Annotated in this window: 15 protein-coding genes; 12 read left to right on the top strand and 3 right to left on the bottom strand. The window is 65.9% G+C overall.

What is annotated here, in order from left to right:
* Window positions 1-44 precede the first annotated feature (44 nt).
* The 4 genes from atpD (at window position 45) to murA (ending at window position 3,617) form a co-directional block, all read left to right on the top strand.
* Window positions 45-1,508: a F0F1 ATP synthase subunit beta gene (gene atpD / locus ArtHe_RS08900; protein ID WP_066295463.1), complete on the top strand. Its 1,464-nt coding sequence runs from the start codon at window positions 45-47 to the stop codon at window positions 1,506-1,508.
* A gap of 5 nt (window positions 1,509-1,513) precedes the next feature.
* Window positions 1,514-1,807: a F0F1 ATP synthase subunit epsilon gene (locus tag ArtHe_RS08895; protein ID WP_066295459.1), complete on the top strand. Its 294-nt coding sequence runs from the start codon at window positions 1,514-1,516 to the stop codon at window positions 1,805-1,807.
* Between the two features lie 9 nt (window positions 1,808-1,816).
* Entirely contained in the window at window positions 1,817-2,245 is a 429-nt protein-coding gene (locus ArtHe_RS08890) for a DUF2550 domain-containing protein (protein WP_066295458.1), read from the top strand.
* Window positions 2,246-2,351: 106 nt separating this feature from the next.
* The gene (gene murA / locus ArtHe_RS08885; RefSeq protein WP_066295457.1) at window positions 2,352-3,617 is read left to right on the top strand and encodes a UDP-N-acetylglucosamine 1-carboxyvinyltransferase; all 1,266 of its coding nucleotides are present in this window, start codon (window positions 2,352-2,354) and stop codon (window positions 3,615-3,617) included.
* A 159-nt stretch (window positions 3,618-3,776) separates the two neighbouring features.
* On the opposite strand, the gene ArtHe_RS08880 is transcribed toward murA, so the two are convergent.
* Window positions 3,777-3,980 carry a cold-shock protein gene (locus tag ArtHe_RS08880; RefSeq protein WP_066295455.1) on the bottom strand — a complete coding sequence of 68 codons (204 nt, stop codon included), beginning with the start codon at window positions 3,978-3,980 and terminating at the stop codon, window positions 3,777-3,779.
* A 343-nt stretch (window positions 3,981-4,323) separates the two neighbouring features.
* Window positions 4,324-5,019: an endonuclease NucS gene (gene nucS, locus ArtHe_RS08875; RefSeq protein WP_066295454.1), complete on the bottom strand. Its 696-nt coding sequence runs from the start codon at window positions 5,017-5,019 to the stop codon at window positions 4,324-4,326.
* 39 nt (window positions 5,020-5,058) lie between these two features.
* Between nucS and ArtHe_RS08870 the strand changes: the two genes are divergently transcribed.
* Window positions 5,059-5,418 (top strand): hypothetical protein, encoded by a 360-nt coding sequence (locus tag ArtHe_RS08870; RefSeq protein ID WP_248316462.1) that lies wholly within the window; start codon window positions 5,059-5,061, stop codon window positions 5,416-5,418.
* Window positions 5,419-5,431: 13 nt separating this feature from the next.
* Here ArtHe_RS08870 and ArtHe_RS08865 read toward each other — a convergent pair whose 3' ends face one another.
* The gene (locus ArtHe_RS08865; RefSeq protein WP_248316461.1) at window positions 5,432-6,742 is read right to left on the bottom strand and encodes an AI-2E family transporter; all 1,311 of its coding nucleotides are present in this window, start codon (window positions 6,740-6,742) and stop codon (window positions 5,432-5,434) included.
* A 268-nt stretch (window positions 6,743-7,010) separates the two neighbouring features.
* On the opposite strand from ArtHe_RS08865, the gene ArtHe_RS08860 reads away from it, so the two are divergent.
* The 7 genes from ArtHe_RS08860 (at window position 7,011) to ArtHe_RS08830 (ending at window position 15,921) form a co-directional block, all read left to right on the top strand.
* Complete coding sequence (locus tag ArtHe_RS08860) at window positions 7,011-8,726, top strand: hypothetical protein (protein WP_248316460.1); 1,716 nt, start codon at window positions 7,011-7,013, stop codon at window positions 8,724-8,726.
* Window positions 8,727-8,780: 54 nt separating this feature from the next.
* Window positions 8,781-9,719 (top strand): tetratricopeptide repeat protein, encoded by a 939-nt coding sequence (locus tag ArtHe_RS08855; RefSeq protein ID WP_248316459.1) that lies wholly within the window; start codon window positions 8,781-8,783, stop codon window positions 9,717-9,719.
* 172 nt (window positions 9,720-9,891) lie between these two features.
* Window positions 9,892-10,761, top strand: coding sequence for an ABC transporter ATP-binding protein (locus ArtHe_RS08850; RefSeq protein ID WP_248316457.1), 870 nt, complete (start codon window positions 9,892-9,894; stop codon window positions 10,759-10,761).
* Window positions 10,743-12,317, top strand: coding sequence for a transporter (locus ArtHe_RS08845; protein ID WP_248316456.1), 1,575 nt, complete (start codon window positions 10,743-10,745; stop codon window positions 12,315-12,317). The genes ArtHe_RS08850 and ArtHe_RS08845 overlap by 19 nt, the downstream gene beginning before the upstream one ends.
* Window positions 12,318-12,346: 29 nt before the next feature.
* Entirely contained in the window at window positions 12,347-12,649 is a 303-nt protein-coding gene (locus ArtHe_RS08840; protein ID WP_174522102.1) for a DUF3039 domain-containing protein, read from the top strand.
* 69 nt (window positions 12,650-12,718) lie between these two features.
* Window positions 12,719-14,134 (top strand): MFS transporter, encoded by a 1,416-nt coding sequence (locus ArtHe_RS08835; RefSeq protein ID WP_248316455.1) that lies wholly within the window; start codon window positions 12,719-12,721, stop codon window positions 14,132-14,134.
* A complete protein-coding gene (locus tag ArtHe_RS08830) occupies window positions 14,131-15,921 on the top strand; it encodes a DEAD/DEAH box helicase (protein ID WP_248316454.1) in 1,791 nt (596 codons plus the stop codon). The genes ArtHe_RS08835 and ArtHe_RS08830 overlap by 4 nt, the downstream gene beginning before the upstream one ends.
* The last annotated feature ends 54 nt before the right edge of the window (window positions 15,922-15,975 follow it).

The following is a 15,975-nucleotide window of genomic DNA, read 5'->3' as shown; positions in this document are numbered from 1 at the left end:
AAATACTTAGCCCACACGCCATCTAACTGAGTGAAGTGAGAGAGATGACTGCCCAAACTGCCGAGCACGGAGCAACCTCCGTAGCACCGGGCGCCACAGGCCGTATCGCCCGTGTCATTGGCCCGGTTGTCGACGTCGAATTCCCGGCGGACGCAATCCCCACCATCTACAACGCGCTCACCACCGAGCTGACGCTCAACGGTGAGACGAAGACCATCACGTTCGAGACCTCGCAGCACCTTGGCGACAACCTCGTGCGCGCTATCTCCCTGCAGGCCACCGACGGCCTGGTCCGCGGTGCTGCTGTTACCGACACCGGTGCTCCGATCTCCGTGCCTGTCGGCGACGGCGTCAAGGGCCACATCTTCAACGTCCTGGGCGAGCCCCTCGATGTTGCTGAGGACCAGCTGGAAATCACCGAGCGCTGGCCGATCCACCGCAAGGCCCCGAACTTCGCGGACCTTGAGGGCTCGACCGAAATGCTGGAGACCGGCATCAAGGTCATCGACCTTCTGACCCCGTACATCAAGGGCGGAAAGATCGGCCTGTTCGGCGGTGCCGGTGTTGGCAAGACCGTTCTGATCCAGGAAATGATCACCCGTGTTGCCCGCAACTTCGGTGGTACTTCCGTCTTCGCCGGTGTTGGCGAGCGTACCCGTGAGGGCAACGACCTCTGGGTCGAAATGGAAGAAGCCAACGTCCTCAAGGACACGGCCCTTGTGTTCGGCCAGATGGATGAGCCGCCGGGAACGCGTCTGCGCGTGGCGCTGTCCGCACTGACCATGGCGGAGTACTTCCGCGATGTGCAGAACCAGGACGTGCTGCTCTTCATCGACAACATCTTCCGCTTCACCCAGGCCGGTTCCGAGGTGTCGACCCTGCTGGGCCGTATGCCGTCCGCCGTGGGTTACCAGCCGAACCTTGCCGATGAGATGGGCCTCCTGCAGGAGCGCATCACCTCGACCAAGGGTCACTCCATTACGTCGATGCAGGCCATCTACGTTCCGGCTGATGACTACACCGACCCGGCCCCGGCCACCACGTTCGCGCACCTGGATGCCACCACGGAACTTTCCCGTGAAATCGCATCCCGTGGCCTGTACCCGGCCGTGGATCCGCTGACCTCAACGTCGCGTATCCTCGACCCGCAGTACGTCGGCCAGCTGCACTACGATACGGCTGTCCGCGTCAAGCAGATCCTCCAGAAGAACAAGGAACTGCAGGACATCATCGCCATCCTCGGCATTGACGAGCTCGGCGAAGAAGACAAGATCGTCGTCGCCCGTGCACGCCGCATCCAGCAGTTCCTGTCGCAGAACACCTACACCGCCAAGCAGTTCACCGGCGTCGAAGGCTCGACGGTTTCCATCAAGGACACCATCGAAGGCTTCAAGGCCATCTGCGACGGCGACGTTGACCACATCGCCGAGCAGGCGTTCTTCAACGTCGGCGGCATGGATGACGTCGAGCGTCAGTGGGCGAAGATCCAAGAGCAGACCGGGAAGTAAGCCCCATGGCTGAAACTGCTGAACTCGAAGTCGAAATTGTCGCGGCAGACCACTTTGTGTGGTCCGGTGCGGCGAAGATGGTCAAGGCACGCACCGCGGACGGCGAAATCGGGATCCTTCCCGGCCACTCTCCGGTGCTGGCGATCCTGGCCGAAGGCGAGCTGGCCATCGAGCCGGTTTCCGGCAGCCGGATCACGGTTGGGGTCGACGGCGGTTTCTTCTCCGTTGACAGCAACCGCGTGGTCATTGTCGCGGATAACGCGCAGTTGAACGACGCAGCCAACGCTGGGACCCGCTGACCCTAACCAATGGACAGTACCTACGTGTTCCTTGCACTGGCAGCGCTCTTCGCACTGCTGGTCCTGGCAACGGCACTTTTCTGGGTACGCCGCACACAGCTGCGGCGTACCCTGGGTACCTTTGACGCCTCCATTTGCCTCCCGCCCGGCGGGTGGCGGATGGGGGTTTGCCGTTATACGGACACCCATCTGGAGTGGCTTCGGCTGCTCTCGCTGAGTCCGCGCCCGCCGTACCGCTTCCTCCGAAGCTCCCTGGAGATCAAGGGGTGGCGTCAGCCCACCGAGGCTGAGCGGGCCCGGATCCAGCCGGGTGCGCTGGTGGTGACGCTCGAGTATGAAGGGCGTGAACTGCTCATCGCGATGAAGTACGACGTCTACACGGGCCTGTCCTCCTGGCTGGAGGCCGGACCGGTGATCGGTATCGGCACCTGGCGCTAGCCGCCGGATCCGGAACGCACGAAGGCGCAGGGAAATTGTTCCCTGCGCCTTCTGCGTATCCGCTCTGTGTGCACAGGCGTGGACGGCCCCGTCCTAGTATGGAGGGATGGAAGACGTCATTGTTGCCACCGGTCCCTGCACGCTCAACGGGTCGGTGACAGTCCCCGGGGCGAAGAACAGTGTTCTCAAACTGATGGCGGCAACGCTGCTGGCTGAAGGCCGCTCCACGATCACCAACGTTCCGAACATCCAGGACGTCTGGATTATGGCGGAACTGCTCCGGCGGCTGGGCTGCACAGTGGACTACGACGCCGATGCCGCCGAGGTGCGCATCGACGTTCCCGCTGTTTTGGGGCATCAGGCCGACTATGACCTGGTCCGCGCCATGCGCGCGTCCATCTCGGTACTGGGTCCGCTGGTAGCCCGGTGCCGGCGTGCCGAGGTTGCCCTCCCGGGCGGTGACGCCATCGGCTCACGCGGGCTCGATATGCACCGTGCCGGGCTTGAGGCCATGGGCACCACCATCACCATCGATCACGGTTATCTGGTGGCGTCCGTTCCGCAGGGGCTGCAGGGCGCCCGGCACATCCTCGATTTCCCCTCGGTGGGGGCGACGGAAAACATCATGATGGCTGCCACGCTGGCCCGCGGCGTCACTGTGATCGACAACGCCGCACGGGAACCGGAAATCACCGACATCGCCGAGATGCTCAACTCCATGGGCGCCAGAATCACCGGTGTGGGGACCAACACGCTGCAGATTGAGGGCGTTGAGCGGCTGGCCCCCGTGGAACACCGGGTGGTGCCGGACCGGATCGTTGCCGGTACCTGGGCGTTCGCCGCGGCCATCACCGGCGGCAGCATCGAAGTGCGCCGCGCGGATCCGGGGGCTCTGACCGTTGTCCTGGACAAGCTGGTCCAGGCCGGCTGCGCCGTCGAGCTCGCTGAGGACGGATTTACCGTGAAGGGCCCCTCCCGCCCGGAACCGATCAACGTGTCCACGCTGCCGTATCCCGGCTTTCCCACCGACCTGCAGCCCTTCGTGGTGGCGCTCAATGCGGTGTCCAATGGATCCGGGATGGTGACAGAGAACGTTTTTGAAGCCCGCTGGGGATTCACCTCGGAGCTGGCCCGGCTGGGAGCAGTGGTCCGGCTTGACGGACACCATGCCCTGATCCAGGGGGTTCCGAGGCTCTCCGGTGCTCCCGTCGAAGCGAACGATATCCGGGCCGGCGCCGCGCTGGTGATTGCGGGACTGGCAGCGGAAGGAACAACCGAAGTCCGCGGTGTCGACCACATCGACCGCGGCTATGAGCGTTTTATGGAGAGCCTGCGCGGCCTCGGTGCCAACGTGATGCGCCGCCGGAGCTAGCATCCGGGGGACTGGGGGAGTCCTTAACCCCGGAAACCGCAGTCCGGAAACCGCAGCCCGGAATCCGGGTCCGGAAAATCCGCTGCCGGGAATCCGCCCGCTCAGACGGCATAACAAAGGCGGGGACCAAACGGTCCCCGCCTTTGTTATGCGAAAAAACTAGACGGCGGTGACGCCGGTGGCCTGGGGGCCCTTGGCGCCCTGGCCGATCTCGAATTCAACGCGCTGGTTTTCATCGAGGGTCTTGAAGCCGTTGGACTGGATTTCCGAGTAGTGGACGAAAACGTCCCCATCGGAATCATCCGGAGTAATGAAGCCGAAACCCTTTTCGGCGTTAAACCATTTTACGGTTCCCTGTGCCATTTGCCTGTCTCCTTTATTGCTGGAACTGAACCGGCACACCGCGTGCCTGTGGTTGTTACCGAAGCGGGAAGTCCAGGTTCCCTGCCGGACGGCAGTTCCTACAGGAGCTTCACGCTCGCAACCGTCTTGCGAGCATGAAAATACACCTACACAAAGACTGCCTATAGCGTGACATACGCCTAAACAACCGTCAACGGATTCGGCGAAAAAGTTAGCAGAATCTTTCGGCCCTTTATATACACGGATGCCGGCCGGTATTCGGCCGATATTTGGGCTCCTTCGACGCTGCTAAAGCCCCCCGCCCAATCGCCGGGATAGTGCCGGCTCCGGCAGGAAGGGACTGTTAGAACAAACGCGAGGCGCTGTCGTCCACGCCGCGCATTTCGTCGTAGTCCAGGGTGAGGCAGTCAATGCCGCGGTCGGCTGCCAGGACCTTCGCCTGGGGCTTGATTTGCTGGGCAGCGAAAACGCCGCGCACCGGGGCCAGCAGCGGATCACGGTTGAGCAGTTCCAGGTACCGGGTCAGCTGCTCCACACCGTCTATGTCGCCGCGGCGCTTCAGTTCCACCGCCACAGTGGCACCGGAGGCGTCGCGGGCCAGGATGTCCACCGGACCGATGGCCGTCATGTACTCCCGGCGGATCAGCGTGAAGCCTTCGCCAAGCTTCGTGATCTGCTCTGCGAGCAGCCGCTGGAGGTCCGCCTCCACACCGTCCTTGATCAGCCCGGGGTCCGTTCCCAGATCATGGGCAACGTCGGAGAGGTGCTCATAAACACTGATCACCAGCTTGTCATCGGTTTTGGCGCTTTGGACGTTCCAGACTTCGACGACGCCGGCCTCGGCGTCGTCGGCCCCCGGTTCGGTGATCCGCAGGGTCGCCGGCGGACTCATCCAGTTCAGCGGTTTGTAGGAACCGCCGTCGGAATGGATCAGGACGGAGCCGTCCGCCTTCACCATAAGAAGGCGGGTAGCCAGGGGCAGATGGGCACGGAGGCGGCCGATGTAGTCAACAGAGCAGCGGGCTATCACTAAACGCACAGTTGCACTTTACCGGCTCCGCTGCGGCAAGATGGTTTTATGCCCCGTTCCAACCAGCCAAGGCGCCGGCCGCCCGTCTCAGCGGCGGGCGCAGGGCGTAACGCACGCCGCAAATGGGCGGCCCCCGCACCGGACATCGACCTGGACCGGGCACGGGTTGGGCTGCCCGAGCGGGAAAGCGCCGCCGACGGCGAGTGGTCGGTGCGCCGGATCACGGCCCGGAACGCGGCCAAGGACTACCGCTGCCCCGGGTGCGGGCAGGTGATCCCGTCGGGGATCGAACACCTGGTGGTGTGGCAGGAGGATTCCCTTTTGGGAAGGCAGACAGCGGTGGAGGACCGCCGGCATTGGCACGCCCGCTGCTGGCAGACCCGTCCGGGTTCCGGCCGCCGGCGCTAATCCCGCCGGGCGCCTAGCGCCGGTCCTGCTGGGCTATCACGACTTCCTTCATCAGCAGCAGGATCGCAGCGGCCGTCGGAATGGCGATCAGGGCACCGAGCACCCCCAGCAGGGTTCCACCGGCAATAACGGCAATCACTGCCACCGCGCCCGGGACCGCAACTGCGCGCTGCATAACCCTGGGGGAGACAAAGTAGGCCTCGAACTGCAGGTAGGCCATGTAGAGAATGGCGAACACAACGGCGGTCTGCCAGCTGGCGGTCAGGGCCACCAGGGAGACCAGGACCAGGGCGATCGGCGGGCCGACCAGGGGAATGAAGGCCAGCAGCGCGACGACGAAGGCCAGCAGAACTGAGAAGGGGACCCCGGTGATGGTCATGATCACAAAGGCGTACAGCGCGTCCAGGAGGGCCACGAAACCCTGTCCAATCACGTAGTTGCCGACGCTTCCGGTGATTTCCTCCGAGAGGGCTTCCACCCGGCGGCGCCGGCTGCGCGGTGCCAGCCGGTAGGCCCACTTCTTCATCGACGGCAGCGAGGCCAGGAAATACAGGGTCAGAACCAGGATGATCAGGGCACCAAAAAGTCCGTTGGCGATCACCGAGCCGACGCTCAGCACCCCGCCGAAAATACCGCCAACGGCGTCGGCGTTAGAGAAGAACTTCTGGACTTCCTCATCAACGCGTTCCCGGATCTGGAACTGGCGTTCCACGGACACGAAGAAATCCGAGGAAAGGAACCGGTCCACGTAACCGGGCGCAGCGTTGACGATCTCCGTGGTCTGGCTGACGATCGTGGGGATCAGGGTGGCGAAGAAGCCAGCCACGGCACCGGCCACGATCAGAACGGTGATGGCGATTCCGGCCGGGCGGGGGACTCCGCGGGCGCTGAGCCAGCGGACTACCGGGTCCAGGCCCAGGGCGATGAAGAGCGCCGCACCGATCCAGACCAGCAGCTCACCGACATTGGTAAAGATGAAGAACAGCAGCAGCGCGAAGCCGACGCCGACAGTGAACATAAAGCCGAACCGGATGGGACGGCCCTCCGGGCCGCGTCCTCCGGTGGCCGGCACCGGGGCGTCACCGAACCGGCGTCGTTCATCGGAAAGGTCAGCGTCTTCGTCCACGGCCACCTGCCCGGCTCCGGGCTCCCCGTCCTCCGGAGGAACATCGAAGCGGGGGCGCGGCCGTGCCCCGGGCACATGGGACAGGATCTGCCTGAGCCGGGAGCCTGCTGCCCGCACCGGGCCGGGACGGCTGCGGGCGTCTCCGCCGGGGGCGGGGAGTGGTTCGTCGACCGGTATGTCCCGCTCGTCCTCGCTCATCGGCGTCGTTTCTCCCTGCATTCGGTGACTGGTTCGATGGGATTATGCGTCTGTGCTGCGGCGCCAGATTATCAGTCATGGGCCGGGGAAGCGCGGCGGCCCGCTGCCGTAGGCTGACTAGGAGCTGAACAACGAAATGTGTTCTTTAAACGGATTTCGTTACCATAGGGTTATAAACCAACCGCCATGACGGTATCCATGGGGCACACCAGTCCCGTCACCGCTGCCTACAGGCGCGCGGAGGACCGTGACCGACGATAGGTAAGTTGTGCGAAACAAAATTGCAGTTCCGCTGATCGTGCTCGGAGTGCTGATGATGCTGGTCGGAATCGGCCAGCGTACCTTCTGGGCACCTCCGGAGACCGTGACGGCGCAGGCGCCTGCTGACTCGGGCGCAGCCCCGGTGGCAGTACTCGACGCGGGTCTGCTGGCCTCCCACGCGGAGGGCGCAGAAATCACCATCCGCTCAGAAGAAGGCGTTTTCCTGGCCGTCGGACGGGCATCCGACGTTGATGCCTGGGTCGGCGATGCGGCCGTGACACGCGTCAGCACCGGCGCTGAGGATTCCTTGGCCGCTGACACCTCTGAGGGCGAGGCCACTGTTCCGAATCCGGCGGGTTCGGACCTGTGGGTCAGCGAGGAAAGCGGACAGGGAGAGCTTTCCTACTCCTGGACCGAACCCGCCGAGGGCGACTGGTCGGTCCTGATTGCCTCTGATGGAACCGCACCGGCGCCCACGGACATCTCCGTCAGCTGGGCGAATGACGAAGGCACCCCCCTTGCTGTTCCGCTGATCATTGCGGGGGCACTGGCAGCTGTGCTGGGCCTGGCCCTGGCCTTCATTGCCCGCACCGGCGGGGGTACGCCCCCGGCTCCCGGAAGCCGCCGGGCCGTCCGCCAATCGGACACAGCCGCACAGAAGACCGTCGCAGGACGCAGCGAAAACGCCGGAGCAGCGAAGTTCAGCACGCCGGGTGCAGCCACCGTGCGCCAGGGCATGAACGGAGTGCTCGCCGCAGCGCTGGCCGGCGGACTGGCACTGGCACTGGTTCCCGCCGTCTCCCCGGCCACCGCCGCGGAGTCCGGTGAGGATTCCACCCCCGTGGTCCTGGACAGCCAGCTGACGCGGATCCTGGGGTCCGTGGCGGGAACGGTGCAGAAAGCCGACGCAGCCCGGGACGCTTCCCTGCTCAAGGACCGCGCTGCTTCCACCGCCCTGTCCCTGCGCGAAGCGAACTACGCCGCAGCTGCCAAGGCCCCGGACACCAAGGCGCCCGCCGCCGTCGCAGCGTCGCCGCTCCTGACGGACATGGTTTCCTCGGGAACGGAATTTCCCCGGACCGTCGTGGCCGTGACACAGGGGCAGGACAACACCGTGCCGCAGGCTCTGCTGCTGGTTCAGGCCTCCCCGCGGGAGAACTACAAGCTGGTCTCCGCGATCCAGATGCTGCCGGGCACGACGTTCCCGCAGCCGCCGGCCAACGGTACCGGTGTCGCTGCTGTTGCAGCGGATTCCTCCGAGGGCCTGGCTATGTCACCGCAGTTGGCTGTGGACGCACTGGCTGATGCTCTGACCAACCCCGACGGCGCCAACAAGGATGCCTTCGCCGCGAACAGCTTTGCGGAAGCGGTCACCACGTTCCAGGCGAATGTCACGGCCAACCCCGACAACGAGTTTGCCGCCATTACCTTCAAGCACACACCGGTTCCTTCGGATACGCGTGCGCTGCGGACGGCCGACGGCGGGGCGATCGTGTTCGGATACATGTCCCACAGTTACTCGAGCGTGCCGCGTGAGGCGGGGGACTCGATCAACCTTGAGGGCACCATCTACGAGACCCTCACCGGCGAAAAGAACACCGAGGCCGGAATCGATGTGACCCACGGCGAAGCCGTGATGCTCTACGTCCCGCCGGCCGGAAGTGCGGACCAGGCAGAGGTAGTCGGCGCAGCGCAGGAACTGCTCTCGGCCACCCTCAAATAAGTCATCCGCCGCGCACTTGCCCCGGGGCGGCGTGACCGTACTAGGGTTGAGGCCATGAGCACACCGAACCACCGTTCCGCGCCGTCACCGTCCATGAACCTCCGGGGGGCCGTGGACCTCTCCGGCCTCAAAGCCAAGGCCAGCGCTCCGCCGCCCGCGGCGGCTTCGGGTGCCGGTGAAGGCGCCGCATATGTGATCGAAGTGACCGAGCAGTCCTTCCCCCAGGTTGTGCAGCTCTCAGCCACCGTCCCGGTGATCGTGAATATGTACTCGGCCCGGAGCCCGGAATCCGCCGAGGTGACCGCGGTCCTGGAACAGGAAGCAGCGGCCCGCGGTGGAAAACTGCTGGTGGCGAACGTGGACGCCGATGCTTTTCCCCAGATTGCCCAGGCCTTCCAGGCAGTGTCGGTTCCGACTGTCGCTGCCGTTGTGAAGGGCCAGCCCGTTCCTCTCTTTGACCGGGCCGTCCCGGCCGAGCAGATCCGGGCTCTCCTGACCGAACTGATGCAGGTCGCAGAGGCCAACGGGGTCAACGGCTCCCTGGCTGACGGGGCCGGTGAAGCCCAGGAGGAAGCGCCCCTGCCCCCGCTGCACCAGGAAGCCTACGATGCGATCGTTGCGGGGGATTACGACGCCGCCGCTGCCGCCTACCGGCAGGCACTCGCTGAACAGCCCGCGGACGCGGAGGCAAAGGCCGGCCTGGTGCAGGTGGAGCTGATGCAGCGGCTCAGGGGCGTCGACGCCGATGCCGTCCGCACGGCAGCCGCGGAGCAGCCCGACAATGTGGACGCCCAACTGCAGGTCGCGGACCTGGACATGTCCGGCGGACACGTCGAAGATGCGTTTAACCGGCTGATCCGGCTCATCGCGCGCACGGCGGGCGATGACAAGGAACGGGTCCGGCTGCGGCTGCTGGACCTCTTCGAAATTGCCGGCAGCTCGGACCCCCGGGTCACCAAAGCCCGTTCCGCTTTGGCCCGCGCACTCTTCTAACGCCCGCCTCCCGCACCAACCCGCCTCCCACACGGCAGCCGGGTCAGGCCCGCGCCGGCCGGGTTCTGGAACGCGGCTAGTCCCCACGGCCGGGTTCTGCGCGCCGCGGCGGCCAGGGATTTAGTTCACAAGGCGGAGGGCACGCGGGGTCAGAGTTGCTAGCGTTACAGCTATGAGCGAGACACCCGAGCGTCCAACCCCCCAGAACGGGCCGGATACCTTCCCGGCGCAGGCTGCCGCAGCGGAGCCAGGCGCTGCCCCGAACAGTCCCGGCGGCGCCCCGGCTCAGGCCCCGGCCCTGGCCATCCGCGGCCTGGCTAAGCGGTTCGGCGAAAAAATCGCCGTGAACGGGATCAACCTCGACGTACCCGCGGGGTCCTTCTACGGACTGGTCGGGCCCAACGGGGCCGGTAAGACCACGGCGCTGTCCATGGCGACCGGCCTGATGCGGCCCGACTACGGCCAGGTCTGGGTGCACGGTGTGGATGTTTGGGCCCGCCCGCTCGAAGCCAAGCGCATTATGGGGGTCCTGCCGGACGGTGTACGGCTCTTCGACCGCCTGACCGGTGAACAGCTGGTCACCTATGCCGGCCTGCTGCGGGGCATGGACCGGGAAACCGTGGCCGCGCGGGTCGCTGACCTGCTTGCCGCACTGGATCTGACCGCCGACGCCGGGACCCTGGTCGTGGATTACTCCGCGGGCATGACCAAGAAGATTTCCCTGGCCTCCGCCCTCATCCATGCTCCCCGGCTGCTGGTCCTGGACGAACCGTTCGAGGCGGTGGACCCTGTCTCAGCCGCCAACATCCGGGACATTCTGTCGAGCTATGTTTCCTCCGGCGGAACCGTGATCGTGTCCAGCCACGTTATGGACCTGGTCCAGCGGATGTGCGACCACGTTGCCGTCGTGGCGGGTGGAAACGTCCTTGCTGCAGGAACCGTGGACGAGGTGCGTGCCGGGCACAGCCTGGAAGAAACCTTCGTCCAGCTGGTGGGCGGACGCAGCACCTCGGAAGGCCTGGCATGGTTGCGCACCTCCTAAGGCTCAAACTGCTCCTGCTGCGCAACTCCCTGCGCAGGAGCCCGTGGCAGCTGGTCGGCATCATTTTCGGCGCGCTTTACGGTTTAGGAATGCTGACGCTGCTGATGGGCGGCCTGTTCTTCCTGAACTTCACCGATCCTGAGCTGGCACGCACTGTCGTGATCCTGGGCGGGTCCGCGGCCGTACTCGGATGGATGATCATTCCCGTGATAGCCACCGGCGTGGATATGACCCTGGACCCGGCCCGTTTTGTCACCTTCGCCATACCCATGCGGCAGATGATTATCGGGCTCGCGCTCGGATCCCTGATCGGTATTCCCGGAACCGTAACCCTGCTCGCTGCCCTGGTACAGGCCGCGTCCTGGTGGCAGCACCCCGCCGCGGTGCTCGCCGGCATCCCCGCCGCGGCTGTTGCTGTGCTGACCTGCGTGGTGCTGGCACGGCTTGCCGTCGCCGCGACGACCTCGCTGGCGAGTTCACGGCGGTTCAAGGACGTGGCCGGAATGGTCATCATCATCCCCCTGATGCTCGTGGGGCCTCTGATTGGAACCCTGGCGACGGCCCTATCCGATTCCGGGGATTTCCTGGGCCGCCTCGCGGAGATCCTGGCCTGGACCCCGCTGGGCAGCAGCTGGGCCGTTGCGGGCGACATCGCCCTGGGCAGCCCCGGAACTGCGGCCGCGCGTTTCGCCATTTCGGTCCTGTTCCTGGCTGCGGCAGCCTGGGCGTGGCAGGCGCTGCTGCAGCGTGCCCTGGTCACACCGGCACACAACTCCGCCACCCGCAGGGGCGCCGGCAAGCTGGGACTGTTTGGCCGGTTCCCGGCAACCCCCACCGGCGCCGTGGCAGCCCGGGCGCTGACGTACTGGTTGCGGGACCCGCGTTACAGCATTTCACTGATTATTGTTCCGGTCCTGGCGGTTGTGCTGATCTTCGCCGTCAGAACCGGCGGTGAGCTTCCGTCACTTGTTCTGCTGCTGGGTCCGCTGGTGGCCTTCCTCCTGGCCTTCGGCATTTCAGCGGATATCTCCTATGACAACACCGCCTTCGCGCTGCATGTCTCGGCCGGAGTCACCGGGGCAGCGGACCGGGCCGGCCGGGACATCGCCTGTGCCGTGTTCGCGCTTCCCGCAACCATCCTCGCGGCGGTGCTGCCTCCCGTGGTCATCGGCCAGCCAGCGGCCATTCCGGCGCTGCTGGGACTGTCCATCGGGCTGCTGCTAAGCGGGCTTGGCCTCTCCAGCGTGTTCTCTGCCCGCTACACCTACAACGTTCCGCTGCCGGGGGAGAGCGCCTTCAAGACCCCGCCCGGCTCGACGGGACGCACCATGATCGCACAGGGACTGTGGCTGCTGGCTCAGCTGGTCCTCGCCCTGCCGCTGCTGGCACCGGCCCTCGCCTTTGTGCTGGGCGCCGGCTCCGTCTGGGGCTGGGTCACGCTGGCCGTGGGAATCGCCTACGGATCCTTCGTGCTGGTGATGGGAATCCGGACCGGCGGACGCTGGCTGGACCGGCGGGGTCCGGAAGTGCTTTTGGCTGTTTCGGTCAACAAGTAGCCGGCGGCCCGGGTACTAAGATGGGTTGCATGACTCTGCCTCCTGATCCCTTCGAATCCGATCCAATGCGCCGGGCGGACAGCGGTTCTTCCACCGCCGTCATTGAGCGCGAAGAGCAGCGTGAACTCGTTGAACCCGGAGACGCCGAACGGTTCTCGCACTACGTCCGCAAGGAAAAGATCATGGAATCCGCCCTTTCGGGTGAACCCGTGATCGCCCTCTGCGGCAAGGTCTGGACCCCGGGACGCGATCCCAAAAAGTTCCCGGTCTGCCCGGAATGCAAGGAAATCTACGAAGGTCTTCGTCCGGGTAAGGACTCCGGCGACAAGTAGCCGCAGCCTGCCCCGAAAGCCCTTCGTCGCCGTCGAACCTGTGAGACGGCAGTAAGCCCCGATGCCTCCATGAGTGATCCCCTGCCCGAGGGCCGGCCTGCGGGCGCCATGTCCGCTGCGTACCGTCCGCTGACCCTGGGCGTGATCGCGATCGTGACGTGCGCGGCCTTCGAAGCCATGGCCGTTACGACGGCGATGCCTGTGGTCGCCGAGGAGCTGGGCGCCGGAACCGGTTACGGCCTGGCGTTCTCCATGTTCCTCACCGCGTCCCTGCTGGGTTCTGTCCTGGCCGGCTCCAGATGCGACGCCGAGGGGCCGCGCCGCCCGCTGGTGGCGGGTATGGCGCTGCTGGTCGCGGGGCTGGTTATGTCCTCCCTGGCCGGCGAGTTCTGGCAGGTCACTGCGGGCCGGGCGGTGTCCGGACTGGGCAGCGGTGCCATGGTGGTGGCGCTGTATGTGATCATCGGCGAGGTATATCCCTCGAAGCTGCAGCCGGTGGTCTTTGGCTGGGTTTCCGCGGCGTGGATTCTTCCCTCCATGATCGGGCCGCTGGCAGCCGGCCTGCTGGCGCAGTACCTAAGCTGGCGCTGGGTCTTCGCCGTCGCGATTCCCATCGTGCTGGTGGCCGCGGCACTGGTCTGGCCGCGCGTGAGGCATCTCGGGGCACCGGACAACCCTGCCCTCGACCGGGCCCTGGGCCGGCGGCGCGGGCTGTGGGGGATCTTCCTTGCCGCCGGAGTCTTCGCCGCGCAGTGGGCCGGAAACGCGGCAGCATCAACCGGATCCGTGGCTGCCCTTGCCGTCACCGCGGCCGGAATCGCTGCCGCCGCGGCCGCGCTGGTGGCGCTGCTTCCGGCGGGCACGCTGTGGCTGCGGCGCGGGCTCCCCTCGGTGATTGCGACACGCGGATTGATCAACGCGGCGTTCGTTGCCGCCGAAGCCTTTATGCCCGTGATGCTCCTGGCCGTTTACGGCGTGAGCCCGGCCACGGCCGGAATCGCGCTGACGGTCGGCGCGGTAGGCTGGGCCATTGGAGCCTTCGTGCAGGCGAGGATCACCCGGCGGCGTTACCTGCTGCTGGCCGGCGGATCCGGCCTCCTTGCCCTCGCGGTGGGCGGCACCGGCCTGCTGGCCGGAGCCCAGGCTCCGTTCTGGCTGCTGGTTATCGTCTGGTCATTGGCCGGAGTAGCGATGGGAGCGGCCCTGTCCAGCACCTCGGTGATGGTCCTGGACGCCTCCTCAGCGGCCGACCGCGGCAGGAACTCGGCGTCCCTGCAGCTGTCCGACCAGGTGGGTGCCGTGGCAGGAACCACTGTGGGCGGCGCACTATTCGCCGTCCTCGCCCAGCCCGGGACGTCCCAGGAAGGAACGTCCTTCGCCGTGATGTGGCTGTTCCTGGCTGTTTTCGCCGTCATTGGTACGGCAGCCGGGATCCGCAGTGCAATTGTTCGACCAAGTACCGGAAAGGTGCCTTCCCAAGCGTGAGTCCCGATACCCTTTTCGGCGGCGGAACAGCCCTGCCCCCTGCCTACCCTGAACGCGCGGCCTGGGGGACGGCTCCGAAGCTGCGGCAATGGCAGGCCGAAGCACTGGAAAAGTACTTCGCCAAAAATGACAGCGATTTCCTTGCCGTCGCTACCCCCGGTGCCGGTAAAACGACCTTCGCCCTGCGGGTGGCTACGGAGCTCGTGGACCGCGGCATCGTCAACCGGATCACCGTCGTTGCGCCCACCGACCACCTCAAACGGCAGTGGGCCGATGCGGCCGCCCGGGTGGGCCTGGCCCTCGACCCCAATTTCAAGAACGCGGACGGCCGGCACGGCCACGGGTTCATCGGCGTTGCGGTCACCTATGCCCAGGTAGCCAGTAAACCGATGCTGCACCGGGCCAAGACCGAAGCTGCCCGCACACTGGTGATCCTGGACGAGATCCACCACGGCGGCGACGCCCTGTCATGGGGCGACGGCATCCGGGAAGCTTTTGAGCCCGCCACCAAGCGGCTCTCGCTGACCGGAACCCCGTTCCGCTCTGACACGGCGCCCATTCCGTTCGTGGAGTACCAGGAGGACGGCGCCGGGATCCGGCGCTCCAAGGCCGACTACACCTACGGCTACGGCCAGGCCCTGAAGGACCATGTGGTCCGGCCGGTGATGTTCATGGCGTACTCCGGGCAGATGCGCTGGCGGACCAGCGCCGGTGAGGAAATGGCGGCGTCGCTTGGCGAAGCGGCAGTCACCAAGGACATCACTGCCCATGCCTGGCGTACAGCCCTCAACCCGGCCGGGGAATGGATCCCGGCTGTGCTGGCGGCAGCGGACCGGAGGCTCAGCGAAGTCCGGCGGACGGTTCCCGACGCCGGGGCGATGGTCATTGCCACGGACCACGAAGATGCCCGTGCCTATGCCGGCCAGCTGAAGAAGATCACCGGGGAGTCTCCCACCGTGATTCTGTCCGACGACGCCAAGGCCTCAGACAAGATCGACGAGTTTTCTGCCGGAACCCAGCGCTGGCTGGTGGCGGTCCGTATGGTGTCCGAAGGCGTCGACGTGCCGCGCCTCGCCGTCGGTGTTTATGCCACGTCGACGGCGACGCCCCTGTTTTTTGCCCAGGCGGTGGGACGCTTCGTGCGAGCCCGCAAGCGCGGCGAAACGGCGTCAGTGTTCCTGCCGTCCGTGCCCACCCTGATGATCCTTGCGAACGAGATGGAAGTCGCCCGCGACCACGCCCTGGACCGGCCGGAGAACCATCTGGAGGAAGAGGGCTTTGGGCTCGACGACTCGCTGATGGAGGCCGCGAACCGGGAGGAGAAAGCCTCCGGTGAGCTGCAGAAGCAGAAGTTCGAGGCCCTCGAGTCCCAGGCATCCTTCGACCGCGTGCTGTTCGACGGCGGCGAGTTCGGCACCGGCGGCGAGCTGGGCAGCGAGGAGGAGCAGGACTTCCTCGGTATTCCCGGCCTGCTGGACCCGGACCAGGTGACCACGCTGCTGCGCCAGCGCCAGCATGAACAGCTGTCGCGGCGCGGCCGGCGCAAGCCTGAGGAAACCGTGCCGGAGGAGCTGCCCTCAGTGGTCGACCACCGCCAGCTCACCGAACTGCGCGGCCAGCTGGCGAAAAATGTTTCCGCCTGGTCGGCCCGCTCCGGTATGCCGCACGGTATGGTGCACAGCGAACTGCGCCGGATCTGCGGCGGCCCGGCTGTCGCCCAGGCCAACGAAGAGCAGCTGCAGAAGCGGCTGGAAAAGCTCCAGGACTGGTTCATCGGCCGCAAATAGCGCTCCGCAGTGCATCCCTGTCCTCACTGCGTCCCCAAGACAATCCCAATGCAA

The sequence above is a fragment of the Arthrobacter sp. Helios genome (assembly GCF_023167125.1).
Classification (GTDB): domain Bacteria; phylum Actinomycetota; class Actinomycetes; order Actinomycetales; family Micrococcaceae; genus Arthrobacter_B; species Arthrobacter_B luteolus.
This window is presented reverse-complemented; position numbering and strand designations above follow the sequence as displayed.